Annotated in this window: 19 protein-coding genes; 8 read left to right on the top strand and 11 right to left on the bottom strand. The window is 72.3% G+C overall.

From position 1 onward, the window contains the following. Positions 1–34: 34 nt before the first annotated feature. Positions 35–1,003, bottom strand: coding sequence for a Gfo/Idh/MocA family protein (locus A4R25_RS11595; RefSeq protein ID WP_064446852.1), 969 nt, complete (start codon positions 1,001–1,003; stop codon positions 35–37). Between the two features lie 61 nt (positions 1,004–1,064). Beyond that, positions 1,065–1,652 carry a DinB family protein gene (locus A4R25_RS11590; RefSeq protein WP_064446716.1) on the bottom strand — a complete coding sequence of 196 codons (588 nt, stop codon included), beginning with the start codon at positions 1,650–1,652 and terminating at the stop codon, positions 1,065–1,067. 452 nt (positions 1,653–2,104) lie between these two features. Here A4R25_RS11590 and A4R25_RS11585 point away from each other — a divergent pair, with 452 nt between their 5' ends. Then, positions 2,105–2,944 carry an NUDIX domain-containing protein gene (locus tag A4R25_RS11585; protein ID WP_043328003.1) on the top strand — a complete coding sequence of 280 codons (840 nt, stop codon included), beginning with the start codon at positions 2,105–2,107 and terminating at the stop codon, positions 2,942–2,944. On the opposite strand, the gene pstB is transcribed toward A4R25_RS11585, so the two are convergent. From pstB to A4R25_RS11550, 7 genes are all read right to left on the bottom strand, one after another. Then, the gene (pstB, locus tag A4R25_RS11580) at positions 2,925–3,701 is read right to left on the bottom strand and encodes a phosphate ABC transporter ATP-binding protein PstB (protein WP_013288829.1); all 777 of its coding nucleotides are present in this window, start codon (positions 3,699–3,701) and stop codon (positions 2,925–2,927) included. The genes A4R25_RS11585 and pstB overlap by 20 nt on opposite strands. 20 nt (positions 3,702–3,721) lie before the next feature. Then, complete coding sequence (gene pstA, locus A4R25_RS11575) at positions 3,722–4,810, bottom strand: phosphate ABC transporter permease PstA (RefSeq protein ID WP_043328005.1); 1,089 nt, start codon at positions 4,808–4,810, stop codon at positions 3,722–3,724. Continuing rightward, positions 4,807–5,892, bottom strand: a complete 1,086-nt coding sequence (gene pstC / locus A4R25_RS11570; protein WP_064446715.1) for a phosphate ABC transporter permease subunit PstC — start codon at positions 5,890–5,892, stop codon at positions 4,807–4,809. Before pstC ends, pstA begins: the two co-directional genes overlap by 4 nt. Before the next feature lie 42 nt (positions 5,893–5,934). Then, positions 5,935–7,032 (bottom strand): phosphate ABC transporter substrate-binding protein PstS, encoded by a 1,098-nt coding sequence (gene pstS / locus A4R25_RS11565; protein WP_043328009.1) that lies wholly within the window; start codon positions 7,030–7,032, stop codon positions 5,935–5,937. A 233-nt stretch (positions 7,033–7,265) separates the two neighbouring features. Further along, a complete protein-coding gene (gene mshD / locus A4R25_RS11560) occupies positions 7,266–8,201 on the bottom strand; it encodes a mycothiol synthase (RefSeq protein WP_064446714.1) in 936 nt (311 codons plus the stop codon). A 67-nt stretch (positions 8,202–8,268) separates the two neighbouring features. Further along, on the bottom strand, positions 8,269–9,123 hold the full coding sequence (locus A4R25_RS11555; RefSeq protein WP_043330897.1) for a polysaccharide deacetylase family protein: 855 nt from the start codon (positions 9,121–9,123) through the stop codon (positions 8,269–8,271). Between the two features lie 150 nt (positions 9,124–9,273). Further along, positions 9,274–9,993, bottom strand: a complete 720-nt coding sequence (locus A4R25_RS11550) for a response regulator transcription factor (protein ID WP_176722767.1) — start codon at positions 9,991–9,993, stop codon at positions 9,274–9,276. 246 nt (positions 9,994–10,239) lie between these two features. Here A4R25_RS11550 and A4R25_RS11545 point away from each other — a divergent pair, with 246 nt between their 5' ends. The 7 genes from A4R25_RS11545 (at position 10,240) to A4R25_RS11520 (ending at position 15,800) form a co-directional block, all read left to right on the top strand. Continuing rightward, entirely contained in the window at positions 10,240–11,289 is a 1,050-nt protein-coding gene (locus tag A4R25_RS11545) for a hypothetical protein (protein ID WP_064446713.1), read from the top strand. 79 nt (positions 11,290–11,368) lie between these two features. Beyond that, positions 11,369–12,151 (top strand): DUF2993 domain-containing protein, encoded by a 783-nt coding sequence (locus A4R25_RS11540; protein ID WP_030504460.1) that lies wholly within the window; start codon positions 11,369–11,371, stop codon positions 12,149–12,151. A 95-nt stretch (positions 12,152–12,246) separates the two neighbouring features. Further along, the gene (locus tag A4R25_RS32220) at positions 12,247–12,324 is read left to right on the top strand and encodes an Ms5788A family Cys-rich leader peptide (protein ID WP_310503780.1); all 78 of its coding nucleotides are present in this window, start codon (positions 12,247–12,249) and stop codon (positions 12,322–12,324) included. A 202-nt stretch (positions 12,325–12,526) separates the two neighbouring features. Next, positions 12,527–13,375: a sulfurtransferase gene (locus A4R25_RS11535; protein WP_030504459.1), complete on the top strand. Its 849-nt coding sequence runs from the start codon at positions 12,527–12,529 to the stop codon at positions 13,373–13,375. Beyond that, positions 13,375–13,713: a DUF1416 domain-containing protein gene (locus tag A4R25_RS11530; protein ID WP_064446712.1), complete on the top strand. Its 339-nt coding sequence runs from the start codon at positions 13,375–13,377 to the stop codon at positions 13,711–13,713. The genes A4R25_RS11535 and A4R25_RS11530 overlap by 1 nt, the downstream gene beginning before the upstream one ends. Before the next feature lie 130 nt (positions 13,714–13,843). Continuing rightward, positions 13,844–14,896 carry a hypothetical protein gene (locus tag A4R25_RS11525; RefSeq protein WP_064446711.1) on the top strand — a complete coding sequence of 351 codons (1,053 nt, stop codon included), beginning with the start codon at positions 13,844–13,846 and terminating at the stop codon, positions 14,894–14,896. A 55-nt stretch (positions 14,897–14,951) separates the two neighbouring features. Then, entirely contained in the window at positions 14,952–15,800 is an 849-nt protein-coding gene (locus tag A4R25_RS11520; RefSeq protein WP_064446710.1) for a hypothetical protein, read from the top strand. A 1-nt stretch (position 15,801) separates the two neighbouring features. On the opposite strand, the gene A4R25_RS11515 is transcribed toward A4R25_RS11520, so the two are convergent. Then, the gene (locus A4R25_RS11515; protein ID WP_064446709.1) at positions 15,802–17,877 is read right to left on the bottom strand and encodes a glycogen debranching N-terminal domain-containing protein; all 2,076 of its coding nucleotides are present in this window, start codon (positions 17,875–17,877) and stop codon (positions 15,802–15,804) included. Continuing rightward, on the bottom strand, positions 17,874–18,257 hold the full coding sequence (locus tag A4R25_RS11510; protein ID WP_064446708.1) for an SCP2 sterol-binding domain-containing protein: 384 nt from the start codon (positions 18,255–18,257) through the stop codon (positions 17,874–17,876). The genes A4R25_RS11515 and A4R25_RS11510 overlap by 4 nt, the downstream gene beginning before the upstream one ends. Positions 18,258–18,305 lie beyond the last annotated feature (48 nt).

The raw sequence follows: 18,305 nt of genomic DNA, 5'->3' as shown, positions 1-18,305 counted from the left end.
CGTCGAGGGGTTCCCCGCCGTGGCGGGGAACCCCTCACGCGTAGGAGACGCCGATCCGGGCCTTGATGTCGTCGATCAGGCCCATCACCTCGAGCGTGGCGGCGTGCGGCACCAGCGGGCTCTCGGTCAGCCCGGCCGTCAGGCAGCGCTGCACCTCGATCGCCTCGTACTGGTAGCCGCCGCCGGTCAGGTCCGCCGGGACCGTCTCCGGCTCGGCGCCGGCCCGGTGCAGCACGGCGTGCGCGGGCCGGAAGAACAGCTCGGGCAGGTCGATCCGGCCGGTCGTGCCGGTGATCGACGCGGTGATCGCTGTCGCGCCGACCATGCCGCAGCTGAGCGTGGCCACCGCGCCGGAGTCCCAGCCGAGCACCATGCCGGTGTTCTCGTCCACCTCCTCCGGGGTCAGCTTCGCCCACGCCTGCACGTGCTGCGGCACGCCGAGCACCAGGTGGGCCAGGCTCAGCGGATAGACGCCGAGGTCGAGCAGCGCGCCGCCGCCGAGTGTGCGGGCCCGCATCCGGTGCTCCGGCGGGAACGGGCCGGCCACGCCGAAGTCCGCCCGTACGTGCGTCACCTCGCCGATCGCGCCGTCCCGGATCAGCTCCAGCACGCGCAGGATCAGCGGGTTGGTCCGCATCCACATGGCCTCCATGAGGAACAGGCCCCGGGCACGGGCCGTCTCCACCAGCTCGGTGGTGGTCGGCAGGTCCAGCGTGCACGGCTTCTCCACCAGCACGGCCTTGCCGCCGGCCAGGCACGCCAGCGCCGCCTCGTGGTGCGCCGCGTGCGGGGTGGCCACATAGATCGCGTCCACGTCCGGGTCCGCGGCCAGTTCCGCCCACGAGGCGTACGCCCGCGGCACGTCGTGCCGGCGCGCGAACAGTTCGGCGCTCTCCCGGGTACGCGAACCGACCGCGACCAGTTCGGCGTCCGGCACCAGCCGCAGGTCCTCGGCGAAGCGGGCGGCGATGTTTCCGGTGGCCAGGATTCCCCAACGCGTCATGCCCGGCACGCTATCCCTTCCCGCTGCGGGACCGGCAGGGTGATCCACCGGTCGGGACGGCTCAGCGGGGGGTGTCGGCGACGGCCAGGGCGGCCAGTTCGATCGTCGCCCGCCGCGTCGCCAGCGTCGGCCGGTCGGGTTCCAGGTGCGCGTACGCGGCCCATGCCCCGGTCGAGCCGTCGAGCTGTTCCCGCAGGATGTCGGCGTGCCCGGCGTGCCGGTTGGTCTCGGCCAGCACGTGGACCATGACGTTGAACAGCTTGACGTCGGGGCGGGGCCACCACGGCACGTGGCCGGGCGCGTCGATGGGGAGGGCCTCGATGGTCGCGTCCGCGTGCTCCCACGCCCGTCGGTAGCGGCCGATCACCTCCTCGCGGGTCTCGTGCTCGGTCGCCCACATGTCGGCGCCGTCCGGATCCGGATCGTCCCACCGGGACAGCGGTTCCGGGAACGGCCTGCCGAACACCTCGCCGAAGTACCGGGCCTCTGTGAACGCCAGGTGCTTGACCAGGCCGAGCAGGTTGGTGCCGGACGCGGTCAGGGGGCGGCGCACGTCGTACTCGGACAGCCCGTCGAGCTTCCACAACAGCACCTCGCGGATCTGACGCAGGTCGTTGTGCAGATACTGCTTCGCGAAGTCGTCGATCACAGGTCACCACCCTGCCAGGCGCGGCCGGCGCACGCTGCCCGGTGCGCGCCGGTGGGTGCGCGGCGGTCCTCCAGGCGGCTGAAGTCACTTCGCTAGTGACCACTTAGCGTGAAGGTTGCGGAGCGTAATGGATCCCGTTCGACTCCTCGCAGAGCCGGGTACCCAAAAGCCACTAGGCAGACATAAGTCAGCCCGATTTCGGGCTGGGCCAATCGCCTCTCGCCGACTTTGCTCTGCAGCCCCATGCGCACTGGTTACGGAAGGTTGCCGCTGCGGATCTGGCTGCAGAGCAAAGTCGGCGGAGGGGTTCATGGTGGCGGCGGCCGAAACTACACAACGTGACCGGGTTGGGTTCGCGCGGTGCGGATGCTCGTGCGGGCGGCGCGCACCGCGCCAGGCGGTGCCAGGCCGCCCCCGGCCCGGCCGCTCGGGCGGGAACTAGGCTCGGCCGCATGACGATCGACGGCTTCGCCGCACCCCCCGCCCTGGTGGAGCACGCTCGCCGGTTCCGGGCCGAGGGCGCCGTACCGGCCGTGCCCCGGGTCGCCGCCACCGTGCTGCTGCTCCGCCCGGCCGGCGACGGGTTCGAGGTCTACATGATCCGCCGGGTGGCGGCGATGACCTTCGGCGGCATGTACGCCTTCCCCGGCGGCGGTGTGGACCGCTCCGACTCGGAGGCGCACCTCGGCTGGGCCGGCCCGGACCCGGCGGCGTGGGGTGTGCGGCTCGGACTCGACCCGGCGGCCGCGCAGGCGGTGGTGTGCGCCGCCGCCCGCGAGGTCTTCGAGGAGGCGGGCGTGCTGCTCGCCGGGCCGGACCCCGACACGGTGGTCGGCGACGTGAGCGGCGACGACTGGGAGGCGGCCCGGCAGGACCTGGAGGGACGGCGGGTCGGCTTCGCGGACCTGCTGGCCGGGCGCGGCCTCACGCTCCGGTCCGACCTGCTGCTGCCGTGGAGCCGGTGGATCACCCCGGAGTTCGAGCCGCGCCGCTTCGACACGTACTTCTTCGTCGCCCTGCTGCCCGAGGGGCAGCGGACCCGGGACGTGTCCGGCGAGGCCGACCACACGCTGTGGCTGCGTCCGGCGGACGCGCTGGCCCGCGCGGAGGCCGGCGAGCTGACCATGCTGCCGCCGACCATGGTCACGCTCGCCGAGGTCGCCGCCGCGGGCGACCTCGGCGGCGTGGCGCGGGATGCGGCGGAGCGCGACCCGGGTACGCCGATCCTGCCGTACATCGAGGGGCTGGACGGCGCCGAGCCCAGCTTCCGCCTCAGCCGAAGCGGCCGGTGATGTAGTCCTCGGTCTTCTTCTGGCTCGGGTTGCTGAAGATCTTCTGCGTGTTGTCGTACTCGATCAGGCGGCCCGGGTCGCCGGTCTTCTCGATCGAGAAGAATGCGGTCCGGTCCGACACCCGCGCGGCCTGCTGCATGTTGTGCGTGACGATGATGATGGTGAACTTGTCCTTGAGCTGGAACATCAGGTCCTCGATGGCCAGCGTGGAGATCGGGTCCAGCGCCGAGCAGGGCTCGTCCATCAGCACCACCTGCGGCTCGACCGCGATGGTGCGGGCGATGCAGAGCCGCTGCTGCTGACCGCCGGACAGGCCCGCGCCGGGCTTGGCGAGGCGGTCCTTCACCTCGTCCCACAGGTTCGCCGAGCGGAGCGCCCGCTCGGCGGCCTCCTCCAGGATCGACTTGCGCCGTACGCCGTTGAGCCGCAGGCCCGCCACCACGTTCTCGAAGATGCTCATGGTGGGGAACGGGTTCGGCCGTTGGAAGACCATCCCGATCATCCGGCGGACCGCCGTGACGTCCACGTCGCGGTCGTAGATGTCCTGGTCGTCGATGGTGAGGCTGCCCTCGACCCGGGCGCCGGGCAGCACCTCGTGCATCCGGTTGATCGACCGCAGGAAGGTGGACTTGCCGCAGCCGGACGGGCCGATTAGGGCGGTCACCGTCTTCGGCTCGACGGTCAGGTTGATGTTCTCGATCGCCTTGAACCCGCCGTAGTAGGCGGTCACGTTCGTGGCTTCGATGCGCTTGGCCATGGTGGCGGTACCTCCGGGGTTCATCGGCCGAGCCGGTTGCGGCGGGACAGCAGCTTCGCCGCCACGGTGAGGACGAGGACGAGGGCGACCAGGGTCAGCGCGGCGGTCCACGCCCGTGCCGGCGAGTACCTCGACGCCTCACCGGCCTGCTGGTAGACGAAGAGGGCCAGCGACGACTGGTTGTTCTCGAACGGGTTGAAGTTGATCGCCGCGCCGCCGCCGGCGACGAGCAGCACCGGCGCGGTCTCACCGGCGGCCCGCGCGATGGCGAGCATGACGCCGGTGACGATGCCGGGCAGCGCGGTCGGCAGCACGACCCGCAGGATGGTCTTCCACTTCGGTACGCCCAGGGCGTACGCGCCCTCGCGCAGCGGCGCCGGCACCAGGCGGAGCATCTCCTCGGTGGAGCGGACCACTGTGGGCAGCATCAGCACGCTCAGCGCCAGCGCGGCGGCGAAGCCGGAGAAACCGGGCCGCCCGTCGTTGAACCACGGCGAGACGATCAGCACCCAGAAGGCCAGCACGAACAGGCCGGTGACGATCGACGGGATGCCGGTCATCACGTCCACGAAGAAGCGGATGGTGAACGCGAACCGGCCCCGGCCGTACTCGACGATGTAGATCGCGCAGAGCACGCCCAGCGGCACCGTGATCAGCGTGGCGATGCCCACCTGCTGCAGCGTGCCGACGATCGCGTGGTACGCGCCGCCGTTGGCGTCCCGCGACCCGATGTTGTTCATCGAGGTGCCGAAGAAGTTCGCGTCCAGCCGCTCGGAGCCCTTGCTGACCAGCGTCCAGACCACCGAGGCCAGCGGCAGCACGGCCAGCACGAAGGCGGAGTGGATCAGCGCGCTCCAGGTCCGGTTGCGGGCCGACCGGCGGCCCTCCACCGCGTTCGCCGCGACGAACAGACCGGCCAGGTAGAGCAGCGCGCCGACCACCACGACCAGGACCGGGCCGCCGATGCCGGCGCCGTACACGATGCCCGCCGCGAGCAGCAGCGCCGCGACGGCGATGGCCGGAGCGGCGTACGCGGGAAGTCGCCTCGCCCGCAGCGTGGCCGGCTGGGCCGGCGGGCGCGGGCGGCGGGAGGTGAGGGTGGTGGTCATGCGGCCGACTCCGTGAACTCGCGCCGCCGGTAGATGATCGCCCGGGCGGTGATGTTGACGATCAACGTGATCGCGAACAGCACCAGGCCGGAGGCGATGAGCGCGCCCCGGCCGGTGTCGTTCGCCTCGGCGAACCGGTTGGCGATGTTCGCGGCGATCGAGTTGCCGCCGCTCTCCAGGATGTTGAACGAGATGGCGTACGTGGAGCCGAGCGTGAGCGCCAGCGCGATGGTCTCGCCGAGCGCCCGGCCCAGGCCGAGCATCACCGCGGCGATGACGCCCGGGCGCCCGTACGGCAGGACGGCGGTGCGGATCATCTCCCAGCGGGTGGCGCCGAGCGCGAGCGCGGCTTCCTCGTTCGCGGTCGGGGTCTGCCGGAACACCTCGCGGGACAGCGAGGTGATGATCGGCAGCACCATGATCGCCAGCACCACGGAGCCGAGCAGGATCGAGTTCCCGTACGGGCCGTCGCCGAAGATGGGGATCCAGCCGAAGTACCTGTTCAGCCAGGCGGACAGGTCGGCGACCGGCTGGGCGAAGTAGTCCCGGCCCCAGAGGCCGAAGACGACGCTCGGCACGGCGGCCAGCAGGTCGATCAGGAAGCCCAGGGCGTTGCCGAGCCGCCGGGGCGCGTAGTGCGACAGGTACAGGGCGATGCCCAGCGCGACCGGCACCGCCATGAGCAGCGCCAGCAGCGAGCTCAGGACGGTGCCGAAGGCGAGCGCGCCGATGCCGAACTGCGGCGGGTTGTCGTTCGGGAACCAGCCCTCGAACGTCCAGAACGACTCGGTGTTCGCCCGCAACGCCGGGACGGCCTTGGCGACCAGGAAGATCGCGATGGCCGCGATGACCACCAGGACCGTGGTGCCGGCGGCCAGGGTCAGGCCGCGGAACGCCCGTTCCGCGCCGAAGGCGCGGGCCCGGGGGAGGGCGCCGCCGCCGCCGAGGCCACCGTCGGGGCGGCCCGGGTTACCGGGGCGCTCGGCCACACGCGCCGAGGCACCGGCGGGTCCCTCGTGGCTCGTGGCCACGGGAGTCCCGCCGGTGCCGGCGTGGGCCGAGCGCTGAGGGGTGTCACCCATCTGCTCGCTCGCTTCGCGTTGAGGAGGTGTCGGTCGGGAGCGTCAGGAGAGGCTCTTGACCGCGGCCTCGACCTTGGTGCGGACGGTCTCGGGCAGCGGTGCGTAGCCGAGCTCGACCAGCTCCTTCTGCCCCTCGGCGCTGGCGGCGTGGCCGAGCAGGCCCTTGACCAGCGGCAGCTTGTCGGCGGCGAGGCCCTTGCTGCAGACGATCTCGTAGGTCGCCAGGACGATCGGGTACGCCCCGGCCTCCTTGGTGTTGTAGTCGATCGACATCTTCAGGTCGTTGCCCTGACCCTCGAACTTGGCGCCGGCGATGGTCTTGCCGGCCGAGTCACCGGTCAGCTCGACGAACTCGCCGTTACCGTTCTTGACCTTCGCCATCTTCAGGTCGGAGTTCTCGGCGTACGACCACTCGACGTAGCTGATGGTGCCGTCGGTGCTCTTGACCTTGCTGGCCACGCCGTCGGACTTGGCCGCGCCGACGCCGCCCGGGGCCTTCCACGCCTTGGAGTTGCCGAGCGTCCAGTCCGCCTCGGCGGTCTTGGACAGGTACTTGGTGAAGTTGTCGGTGGTGCCCGACTCGTCGGAGCGGTGCACCGCCTGGATCGCGGTCGACGGGAGCTTGGCGTCCGGGTTGTCGGCCTTGATCGCCGGGTCGTCCCACTTGGTCACCTTGCCGGCGAAGATCTTCGCCAGGGTGGCCGGGCTGAACTGGAGGTTGTCCGCGCCGCTGACGTTGTAGACCACGGCGACCGGGCCGATCACCATCGGCAGGTTGAGCGCCTGGCCGCCGACGCACTTGGCGTCGGCCTGCGGCTGCTCCTCCGGCTTGAGGGGGGAGTCCGAACCGGCGAAGTCTGCGGTACCGGCGATGAAGGCCTGGATGCCGGCGCCCGAGCCGCTCGGCTCGTAGTTGATCGTGGTGCCGGCGCACTTCTGCTGGTACGCCTTGATCCACTCGGCCATGGCGTTCTTCTGGGCCGAGGAGCCCTGCGCGTTCAGCGTGCCCGTCGCGCAGTCCACCGCGGCGGTGGAACCGGAGGCGCCGGCGGGCTCGTTGTTGTCCGAGCCGCAGGCGCTGAGACCGAGAACCGCGGTAAGAGCGAGACAGGCGATGGCGCCGTGCCGCTGGAGCTTCACTTCAGGGGTTTCCCTTCACGTCTTTGGTCAGGTCGCCCGGAGTGCCGGGGGCCGGCGCTGACCGGCTGACACGAAAGGTAGGAGGGCCAGGTGGACGGTTCGCCGGACGCAAGTGAACGCGCGGTGAACACGTTCAGCCGACGAGATGGCCGTACGCTGAGGAAGGGTTGTCCATTTCGTGAACTAGCAGCCTGGTATCGCCTTTATGGCGATTTTCCGGGGCCGCGGAACGCTCAGCCGCGCTGGTAGTTGACGTGCGCGGACCACATGGCGAAGCCCAGCCGCTCGTAGAGCGCGACCGCGGCGGTGTTGCTCTCGTCCACGTAGAGCATCACCCGGTCCAGCCCGCGCTCGTCGCGCAGGTGGGTCAGGCCGGCGGCGGTGAGCACCCGGCCCAGGCCGCCCCGGTGCGCGGACGGGTCGACGCCGAGCACGTAGACCTCGCCGATACGGGCCGAGCGCGGCCGCTCGTGCACCTTGGTCCAGTGGAAGCCGAGCAGCCGCCCGGTCGTGGAGTCGACGGCGAGCAGGAAGCCGGCCGGATCGAACCACGGCTCGGCGATGCGTACGCGCAGGTCGTCGAGCGTCCACTTGCCCTGCTCGGGGTGCTGGGCGAAGGCCGCGTTGTTCACCGCCAGCCACGCCTCGTCGTCCTCGCCGGGGCGGAACGCGCGAAGCGTCACGCCGTCCGGCACCACCGGCTCGGGCAGTTCGGGGGTCAGCGGACGGCGCATCTGCCAGAGCACCCGCGCCCGGGCGAAGCCCAGGTCGACAGCGAGCGCGGCGGCCGACGGGTGGTCGCCGTGGGCCCAGGCGCGCAGCGGACCGGGCGCGGCGTCCACCACGCCCCGGGCCAGCGCCCGGCCGACGCCGCGCCGCCGGTACGCGGGATGCACGACCAGTTCGGCGCCGACGCCCTCGGCCGGGGCGGTGACGTCGAGATGCGCGTACCCGGTGAGTGTGCCGTCGGCGGTGCGGGCGGTGAGGTGCACGGCGGGAGCCTCGGGGTCGCGCAGCCGCAGCAGCACGTGCTCGTCGAGCGGGTCGGCGCCGTCGGCGTCACCGGCGGCGCGGGCCAGCGCCAGCACCTCCGCGACCTCGGCCGGCGTCAGGCGGTCCGCCCGGTCGATCCGGTCGCTTGCGGGGCCACTGGTCGTCTCGGGGCTCATCTGAGTCACGGTAGCCGCCGTCCGGCGGCGGTTCGCGCCGGACGAGGGCGGCGGTCGGTGGCGCTCGTCACTGCGGGCCGACGGGCAACGACTCCAGCTCGAACCGCGCCAGTATTTCGGGCAGGAGTTGCTGCAACGCCGCGACCGTGCCGGAACGGTCCCCGCCCGCGTCGTGCATGAGCACGATCGCCCCCGGTCCCATCTGTGTGCGGATCCTCGACTCGATGGTGAGCGCGCCCGGCGCCCTCCAGTCCGACGGGTCCACGCTCCAGTGCAGCGGGGTGAGGCCCAGGTCGGCGCAGGCCGAGATCACCGGGCGCGTCCAGGCCCCGCCCGGCTGCCGGTAGTACGCGATCCGCGCCCCCGGCGCGGCGGCCAGGATCGCGTCGTTCGTGCGCAGGATGTCGGCCCGGATCGTCGCCGGGGACCGCTTGCCCAGGTCGACGTCGTGCTCCCAGGAGTGGTTGCACAGGGTGTGCCCCTCGGCGACTATCGACCGGATCAGATCCGGATGGGCCTCGGCGTTCTCGCCGACGACGCAGAACGTCGCCTTCACGCCGTACTGGGCCAGCAGCGCGAGCACCTGCGGGGTCCAGCGCGGATCGGGGCCGTCGTCGAAGGTCAGCGCGACCCGGGACGAGCCGGTGACGACCAGGCTGCCGTACGGGCCGTCGCCGCCCGGTTCGACCGGGGCGGCGTCCGGCGCGGCGTCGGGGCTCGGCCCGGCGGTGGCCCGGCCGCCGGGGAAGTCCGTGCTGGGCGGCTGGTCGGCGTAGCGCGGTCCGTTGAGCGCGGTGGTGGCGCCGGCGTTCGACGGCGGGTGTTCCGGGACCAGGCTGCGGCCCAGCGCGAACGCCGAGCCGAGCAGGCCCGCGAGCACCACGGTCACGAGCCCGGTGGCGCGCAGCGTCGGGCCCCGCATCAGCGGCACCGGCCGTTCGTCGCCCCCGTGTTCACCGCACGCACCGCCGCCCCCTTTGCCCGGTAAATCCGGCAGTCAGGATATGTCTGACTGATCGGGCAAAAAGGGCGTTCTGCGGAAATGCCCCCTACCGGAGTGGGGCGTGGGCGGTCAGACCGGCAGCGGCGCGGGCTCCGACTCCGGCAGCGAACGCGACGGCGGGACGACGAACTTGTAGCCCACCTGGCGGACCGTGCCGATCATCGACTCGTACTCCGAGCCGAGCTTGGCGCGCAGGCGCCGCACGTGCACGTCGACAGTGCGGGTGCCGCCGAAGTAGTCGTAACCCCAGACCTCCCGCAGCAGCTGGTCCCGGGTGAACACCCGCCCCGGGTGCTGGGCCAGGAACTTCAACAGCTCGAACTCCTTGTACGTGAGGTCGAGCGGGCGGCCCTTCAGCTTGGCGGCGTAGGTGTCCGGGTCGATGTTCAGCTCACCGGCCCGGATCGAGCCGCCGGCGCCGGCGGTCGCGTTGCTCAGCCGGCCGACGGCGAGCCGCAGCCGGGCCTCCACCTCGGCCGGCCCGGCGCCGGCCAGGATCACGTCGTCGACACCCCAGTCCGCGTTGAGCGCGATCAGGCCCGCTTCGGTGACCACCGCGACGAGCGGTACGCCGAGCCCGGTGGCGTGCAGCATCCGGCACGTGGCGCGCGCCTCGCTCAGTTCGGAGCGGGCGTCCACCAGGACGGCGTCCGGCGTGGGGCCGGAGACCAGCGTGCGGACGTCGCGGGGTGCGGTGCGGACCGAGTGCGGCAGCAGGTCGAGTGCCGGCAACACCGCCGACGGCTCACCGGCCCGTGCGGTCACGAGCAGCAGGAGCTCCACGATCACCTCCGTCCCGGCGGCCCTTCGGCCGCGCGCGACCAGCGACACGCCCGGGTGAGGGCGGCGCTGTGAACTTGCGTGGGTCCCGGCGTCGCTGACGGGCGGGTAACGGCCTGAGCGTAACCGATGGACCCGCCGTCACCTCCGGGGTGCTTTCCCGTTTGCCCCTTCTGCCCTTGATCGCGGTGCAGGTTTTAACGTCACCGAAACCGGGACCTCCGCCGAGCCGCCCGGGTCTGGCACGATCGGGGCGTGTTTCCCTCCACCTCGCGCGACACCGGTCGTGAACCGTGGGCCGACGACCCGTCCGCCGGGCCCTCCGGCCCCGCCCGTGGCTACCCGCCCGCCCCGCGTACCGGCCCCGCCGACGAGGAGGGCGACCGGCCGGAGCGGAAGGGACCGCGTCGGCTACGGAAGGGCGGACCCGGCCGGCGCGCCGACGACGAGTCCGACGAGGCGCCCGAGGAGGAGATGCCACCGGTCCCGGTCCGCCGGCCGCTGGCGCTCACCGTCGCCGGCTTCGCCGCGCTGCTCGGCGTCGGCCTGGTGCTCGGCGCGCAGACCTCCGGCCCCGGGCACCGGCTGCCGTTCGCGGCCATCATCTTCGGCGTCCAGATGCTCTTCGTGCTCGCCTGGACGATGGCCATGCGACCGCCCGCCCTGCTGGTCGTCGCCCTGGTCAGCGCCGGCACGGCCGTGATCGCCGACGTCGCGGCGGTCCAGTCGGACATCGCCGGCCTGGCCCCGCTCGGCTACGCCGCGGCCGCCGGGCTGCTGCTCGCCGTGCTGGGGCAGCTCGTCCGGCGGGTGGACCGGGTCCGGGTGACCGACTCGCTCGGCGGCACCCTGCTCATCGTGGTGGGCGTGGTCGCCTTCGGCACGCTCGTCGTGCTCAGCCGGATTCCCAAGGGCACCCAGGCGATCACGGTCTGCCTCACCGCCGCCGGGGTGGCGTTGCTGGTGGCGCGGCTCACCGACGCGGTGGCGCCGTGGCCGCGGCTCGCCCCGCAGGTGCCGCGCGGCGCGGCCGGCGTGGTCGCGGGCGCGATGCTCGGCACCCTCACCAGCGCCCTGCTCGGCAGCTACCTGGTCGGTTTCACCCCGACCAGCGCCGCCCTGGTCGGCGTGGTCAGCGCCGCCACCGCCGTCCTGGCCGACCTCGCCGTGGGGTACGCCGAGGCGGGCCGCCTGATGGCCGGTGAACCGCCGACGATGTGGGTGGCCCGGCACATGCAGGGGCCGCTGGGCGGATTTGCGCTGGCCGCGCCGGCCGCGTACGCGATGTGCGTGCTGTTCCTCTGACGCGGTTGGGGAAGATTCGCCTCGGGTAAGTACGGTTGCGCCGCGAGACGCGGTGACGGCGGCGAGGACGGGAGGCGGCGTGGCAGAGGCGTATCCGGCGGAGGGCCGACCGCGGCGACGCGGCCGGAAGGTGCTGATCGGCTTCGTCGTCCTGCTGCTGGTGCTGGTCGGGCTGCTCGTCGTCGCCGACCGGGTCGCCGCCGGGGTCGCCGAGCGGGCGATCGCCGACCAGGTGCGGCAGGAGATCGCCAAGCAGGACGCGCAGTCCGCCGCGCCGCAGGTCGAGGTGGGTGGCTTCCCGTTCCTCACTCAGGTGCTCGACGGCCGGTACGAGCGCATCTCGATCCAGCTCACCGACGTGCGGGGCGCCGTCCAGGGTGACGCCGTGGAGGTGCCGAAGCTGGACGTGGACGCGCGCAACGTGACCGCGTCGCTGGACACGCTGCGCTCCGGCCGGGGCGACGTGGTGGCCGAGAGCGTGGACGGGCGGGGCACCGTCACCTACGAGAGCCTGGCCAAGCTGCTGGACCGTCCCGGGCTGACGCTCGGCGAGCGGAACGGCAAGCTCGCCGTCACCGCCCCGGTGGACATCCTCGGCGTCAAGCTCACCGTCAACGGCACCGCCGACGTCACGGTGGCCGGCGGCAAGGTGGCGCTGCGCTTCAACGACCTCACCGCCGACGGCCTGCCGAACGTGCCGCTGGCCCGGGCCGCGCTCACCCGGTACGCGCAGGGCATCTCGATCGACGTGCCGCTGCCGGAGCTGCCGTTCCAGCTCAACCTGCGCAAGGTGGAGCCGAAGCCGGAGGGCCTGGTGGTCACGGCGGACGCGGCGAACGTGCCCATCAACTCCGCCGGCTGAAAGCCGTACACGGCCGGTCCGGGGAGCGGGCCGGCCGTCCCGGATGCTGGTCGGCCTGGTGGCAGCTGTGGCATGGGCTGGTAATCTCCCTGCCCATGGGGACCCACCTCACCAAACGGCGCGCGGTCGACCTGTGCCGCGTGGCCACCTGCCTGTGTCGCCCCGTCATCTGACGGCGGGGCTGTCTCCGGCCGCCTGAACGGCGGCCACCCAGGGTCCACGAACCTTTCCCGGTTCCCCTCAACGCCCGGCAGCGGCGCCGTCGCACGTACCCGTGATCCGTTCCTAGCTCTGGGTCCCGCGCGTGGTGCGACAACAATCGACATCGATCTCCGCGCGCAGGCTCACCATCCATCCTCACCAGGGAGTGATCTGATGAGTCGCGACACCGCACTCGTTTCGGCCGAGTGGGCCGAGAAGAACCTCGGCGCCCCGGGCGTCGTCTTCGTCGAGGTCGACGAGGACACCTCGGCCTACGACACCGGGCACATCGCCGGCGCCGTCAAGCTCGACTGGCGTACCGACCTGCAGGACCAGGTCCGCCGGGACTTCGTCAACAAGAGCCAGTTCGAGGCGCTGCTGTCGGACCGGGGCATCGCCAACGACGACACCGTGATCCTGTACGGCGGCAACAACAACTGGTTCGCCGCGTACGCGTACTGGTACTTCAAGCTCTACGGCCACGGCGACGTCAAGCTGCTCGACGGCGGCCGCAAGAAGTGGGAGCTGGACGCCCGTCCGCTCGTCACCGACGTGGTGGAGCGGCCGAAGACGCAGTACGTCGCGCAGGAGCCGGACACCTCGATCCGCGCGTTCCGCGACGAGGTGGTAGCCGCGATCGGCACCAAGAACCTGGTCGACGTGCGCAGCCCCGACGAGTTCGCCGGCCGGCTGCTCGCCCCCGCCCACCTGCCGCAGGAGCAGGCGCAGCGGGCCGGCCACATCCCGACCGCGATCAGCGTGCCGTGGTCCAAGGCGGCGAACGAGGACGGCACGTTCAAGTCCGACGACGAGCTGCGCAAGATCTACGCCGACGCCGGGCTGGACGACAGCAAGGAGACGATCGCGTACTGCCGGATCGGCGAGCGTTCCTCGCACAGCTGGTTCGTGCTCCAGGAGCTGCTCGGGCACCGCAACGTGAAGAACTACGACGGTTCCTGGACCGAGTACGGCTCGCTCGTCGGCGTGCCGGTGGCGCTCGGTGACGAGCCGGGGGAGGCCTGATGACCGCCACCTCCGCCGCCTCGACGGCTGCCGCCGGCTGCGCCGCGCCGGACCAGGCCGCCCCCCTCCCGGCCAGCCTGGACCTGGAGAAGGAAACCGTCATCACCGGCCGTGTGCTGTCCGAGTCCGGTGAGGTCGTGCCGGGCGCGTATGTGCGGTTGCTCGACTCCACCGGTGAGTTCACCGCCGAGGTGGTGACGTCGCCGGCCGGGCAGTTCCGGTTCTTCGCCGCGCCGGGCTCGTGGACGCTGCGGGCGCTGTCCCGCCAGGGCAACGGCGACACCGCCGTCGCCGCGGCTCGCGGGATCAACGAGGTGACCGTCTCGGTCGCTGCCTGACCCACGCTCTGATCGTGGCCCGCCACCCCAGCCGGGTGGCGGGCCACGAGCCGTTCCGGTGACTGTGCGGCTTGCCCGTGGCTGGCAGGCTGGACGGCGGCGCGCCCCGGACGCGCCGGAGGGGGATCAGGTGCCCGACGACGCCGCCGCCCACGCAGTTCGCTATCTGATCGACTTCATCGACGGCAATCGGGGTGAGGAGATCGCCCGCGAACTCCAGCGCACCGCCGGGTCCGGCCGCGCGCGCCCGTTCGACGTCTCGGTCGCCAGCCTCGACACGGACCTGTCGTTCCTCACGAAGCGGGCCACGCTCGTCACCGGCAAGCTGGTCCTCTCCCAGCCGGGCGGCAAGCACTGCTACCTGGCCAACCGGGAGACCTGCAAGAGGTGCGGCAAGGATCCGGATCACTGCGACCCGCGCTGCCGGTACGAGGACATCCGGATCGACGAGCTCTACGCCGAATGCGACGACCTGGACCGCCTCGGCGCGTACCTGCGGGACTGCGCGCCGCTGCTGGAGCTGGGGCAGCTCGTCTACTTCCCGCAGACCTTCCGCCGCACCCACCTGGAGTCGCGCGCGCCGGACTCCCAGTCGACCTCCTCGCCGTTCGACACGATGGGCCGGATCGAGCTGGGCGACAACCCGGACCGCACACTCGACCTGATCGTCAAGGGGCACCGGGTCGTCGACGTGCCGAGCGGGGATCCGGTGAAGGCGCGGCTGGTGACCCCGCTGCTCCAGCTCGACCTGCCGATGCTGGAGGGCACCTCGCTGCGGGACTACTGCGCCATCCTGACCCAGGAGAGCGACGCGCTCGCCGCGACCCAGGCGTACCTGCGCGGCCGGATGCTGGACGTCGACACGGATCCGGACAAGGCGCTGGTGCAGCTCGCGAAGCTCGACGCGGAGATCCAGGAGGGGGTGCGGGCGGCTCGCTCCGAGGTCGCCCGGGTGGCCCGGCGCTCGGCGGTGCAGGCCGCGGGCGCCGCGGTGGCGACCGTCGCCGCGACGCTGGTGGCGGTCGAGGGCACCCACCTGGCGCCGGTGCTCGGCATGCTGGGCGCGGGCGGGTTCTTCTCCGCGGTGCTCGCCGCCGACCAGTACGCCGACCGTCGCGGCGAGCTGCGGCAGCGCCCCTTCTACCTGCTGTGGCTGCTGTCCCGCCGGTCCGTCCCGGCCTGACCGGGCGTGCCGAGGCGCGGCCGGGCGCCTCGCCGGCACGTGACACCATTGCCGGGTGACTGCCGTCGAGACGGGCTACGCCCCGCCCAACCCTGGAGATCAGCCGGGTGCCGGCCGGCGTCGGCTGCGCTGGCTGACGGCCGCCACCATGGCGTGGGCCGTGCTGCTGGCCGGGCTGACCTGGTGGTCGGTGCGGACCGACCCGCCGACGGTCAAGGAGCAGCGCTCACTGGACCAGGCCGGTCCGGTGGTGGACCGGGCGATCGGCGAGCTGACCGGCGCGGTCGGCGCCGACGGCGTACCCGCGCTCGTACCGGACCGCCTGGAACGCGGCTGCCGGATCACGCCGATGGACTCCGGCGCGACGCTCGAGCGCGGCGTCGAGGTGGCGATCGGCGGCGACGACGTACGCGAAGTGCTGCGACGCGTCGCCGACCGGCTGCCGCAGGCGTGGCGGGCGGGCGTGTCGACGTTCGACGGCGAGCCGCTGCTGCGCGCCGACGCGGGCGACTTCGTCGCGGTCGAGGGCCGGTCCGACGGCCCGGGCCGGATCCTTCTGACCGCCGCGACCGGCTGCCGGCCGCTGGGTTCCGGCTACCGCGCGCCGACCGCCGACGCCGCTGCCGAAGCCGCCGCGCTGGCGTCGGCGCTGGGCCGGTGGGGCGGCGCGACCGGCGCGGTCCAGGTCCTGACCGCGCCCTGCCCCGGTGGGGGCGCGGCCCGCACCGCCCGGGGTGAGGCCGCCGCGCCGGCGGATCAGCCGCTCGCCGCCGCGTTCGGCGGTGGCGTCGCGCCGGTGGTGGACTCCGCCGACCGGTACGCGCGCCCCGGCGAGCCGGCCGTGCTGGCCGAGCGGGCCGACGAGCGGGTGCGCGTGGCGGTGACCACGCCCTGCCCGGCCTGACTCACCGGCCGGGCAGCCCGAGCGGCGGCGGTGCCGGTTCCTCGTGCGGTTCCCGGCTGCGGCCCAGCGCGTCCACCCGGCCCCAGCGGCCCGGGATGTCGAGCAGTTCCACCCGGCCCATCCCCGGCGGTACGGCCGGGTCGATGATCAGGTGCTCGCCCTGCGGCTCCAGTCCCAGGATCACCCGTAGCAGCAGCAGAGGCGTACCGGCGGACCACGCCTGCGGGCTGCACGCGGTGGGGTACTCCACCGGGTAGTCGGTGAGGCCACGTTCGTAGCCGGCGAACACCTCGGGCAGCCGCCCGTCGAAGAAGTGCGACGCGCTGAGCAGCGCGTCGCAGATCCGGCCGGCCTCCTGCCGGAAGCCGTACCGCCACAGACCCCAGGCGATGATCGAGTTGTCGAACGGCCACACCGTGCCGACGTGGTATCCGACCGGGTTGTACCGGCCCTGGTCGTCGGCGAGCGTGCGTACCCCCCAGCCGGAGAACAGGCGCGGGCCGAGCAGATGGGCGGCGACCGCGGGGGCCCGGGACTCGTCCACGATGCCGCTCCACAGCAGGTGGCCGATGTTCGAGGAGAGCGCGTCCACCTGCCGCCCGCGCGGATCGAGCGCCAGCGCGTAGTACTCCCGGTCGGCGATCCAGAAGTCGCGGTTGAACCGTTCCTTCAGCGCCGCCGCCTCCTGCTCCAGCCGGTCCGCGTACGCCGGATCCTGCCAGTAGGTGCGGGCCAGGCGGGCGGCGCGCATCTTCGCGTCGTACGCGTACCCCTGCAGCTCGCAGGTGGCCCGGGGGAACTCCGGCATCCGGCCGTCGGCGTAGGAGATGGCTTCCGGTGAGTCCTTCCAGCACTGGTTCGGCAGCCCCGTCTCCGGGTTGCGGGACATGTACCAGACGTAGCCGGTGCCGAGCAGGTCCCCGTACGTGTCGAGCCAGGTCAGCGCCGCCCGGGTCTCGTACTCCAGCTTGCGTACCAGATCGGCGTCCCCGGTCCACCGCTCGTACTCGTCGAGCAGGATCACGAACAGCGCCGTCGTGTCGGCCGCGCCGTAGTACGGCGAGTGCGGCTGTTCCTCGAATCCGGCGCTCTCGCCGTAGCGCAGCTCGTGCAGGATCTTGCCCGGCTCCTCGTCGCGGAAGTCGTCGACCCGGCTGCCCTGAAGACCGGCCAGCATGATGATCGTCGGTTTGACCAGGTCGGGGAGGAACGGCAGCACCTGGAGCGAGGTGAAGATGCTGTCGCGGCCGAACAGCGTCATGAACCAGGGCAGGCCGGCCGCGAGCAGCCGGACGCCGAGCGTGATCGACTCGTACCGGAGCGCGGCCAGGTCGTTGAGACTGCGCCGGTACGCGCTGGCCAGCGGCTCACAGTCGCAGCCCAGCTTCGGCGCACGGCTGATCAGGGCGCTCTGCTCGGCCTCGATCTCGGCCGCCGTGCGCTGGCCGCCCAGCGGCAGGATGGCCCGGATGTCCTCACCACGCGCGCCGTAGATGATGGTGCTCACGTGCAGCCGGGTGGTCCACTCGCCGTGCGGGCTGATCCGGACCCGGAAGGTCATCCCGTCCGCGTCGACCTCGACCGGCGCGCTGCTGGTCACCAGCGTCTCGCGGCGGAACGCCTCCCGGCGGTAGGTGAGCCGCAGGCCGTTCGGTTCCACCGTCGGCGTGGTGAGTCCCTTCTTGTCGCGCCGGTTCTTGATCTCCAGGAGGTCGGCGAAGTCGGAGCCGATGTCCAGCCGGAGGTGGAACTCCTGCTCCTGTTCGGAGTGGTTGAGCACGGTCAGCTCCTCGTCGAGGCTGCCGCCGATGGCGCGGCTGCGGATCACCGAGACGTTGGCGTCCAGGTAGTGCGTCGGCTCGCCGGGGACCAGGAAGAACCGCGTCTTGTACGACAGCGAGTCGTCGATCGAGAGCGCGTGCAGACGTTGCCCGTCGATGGTGAGGAACCAGGTGGACAGGAACCGGGTGTCGAAGGAGAACAGCCCGGTGGGGAAGTCGTACGACGGTTCGATGTTGCCGCGATCGTCGCTGACCAGGAACGTGTTGCCGTCGAGGATGCTGACCCGGTCCTTCACACCAGCCGCCGGGCGTGCTCGCGGGCGGCGTCCCGGGGGTCCCGCACGTCGGGCCGTTGCGGCAGGAATCGGCGGAACGCCAGGAACAGCACGACGTGGCCGCTGAACGTGGCCTCGTTGCGCAGCACCGCCGCCATGCCGGCCGCCCGCCCGGTGACGAGCTTCTCGAACAGCTCGGTGGACAGCGTCAGCACGCCGTCCGCCGGCCGTAGCTCCTCCCGGCTCACCTGTGCCGTGCCGGGGGCCAGCGTCACGTACCAGTGCTCGGTGCGGTTGCCGTCGGCCAGGTCGATCTGGAGTGTCCCGCCGATCGGGCTGTTCAGAACGGCTGCGGCACGCGCCGGCAGCGACGCGAAGAACTCCTGGATGGCCTGACTCACATTCGCATGGTAGGCAGCATCCGGACATGCCGGGTCAGGATCGGCGCA

Source organism: Micromonospora sp. NBRC 110037, assembly GCF_001652995.1.
GTDB classification, from domain to species: domain Bacteria; phylum Actinomycetota; class Actinomycetes; order Mycobacteriales; family Micromonosporaceae; genus Micromonospora; species Micromonospora chalcea.
Note: the sequence above shows the minus strand (reverse complement) of the source record. Positions and strands in the feature narration are given on the sequence as shown.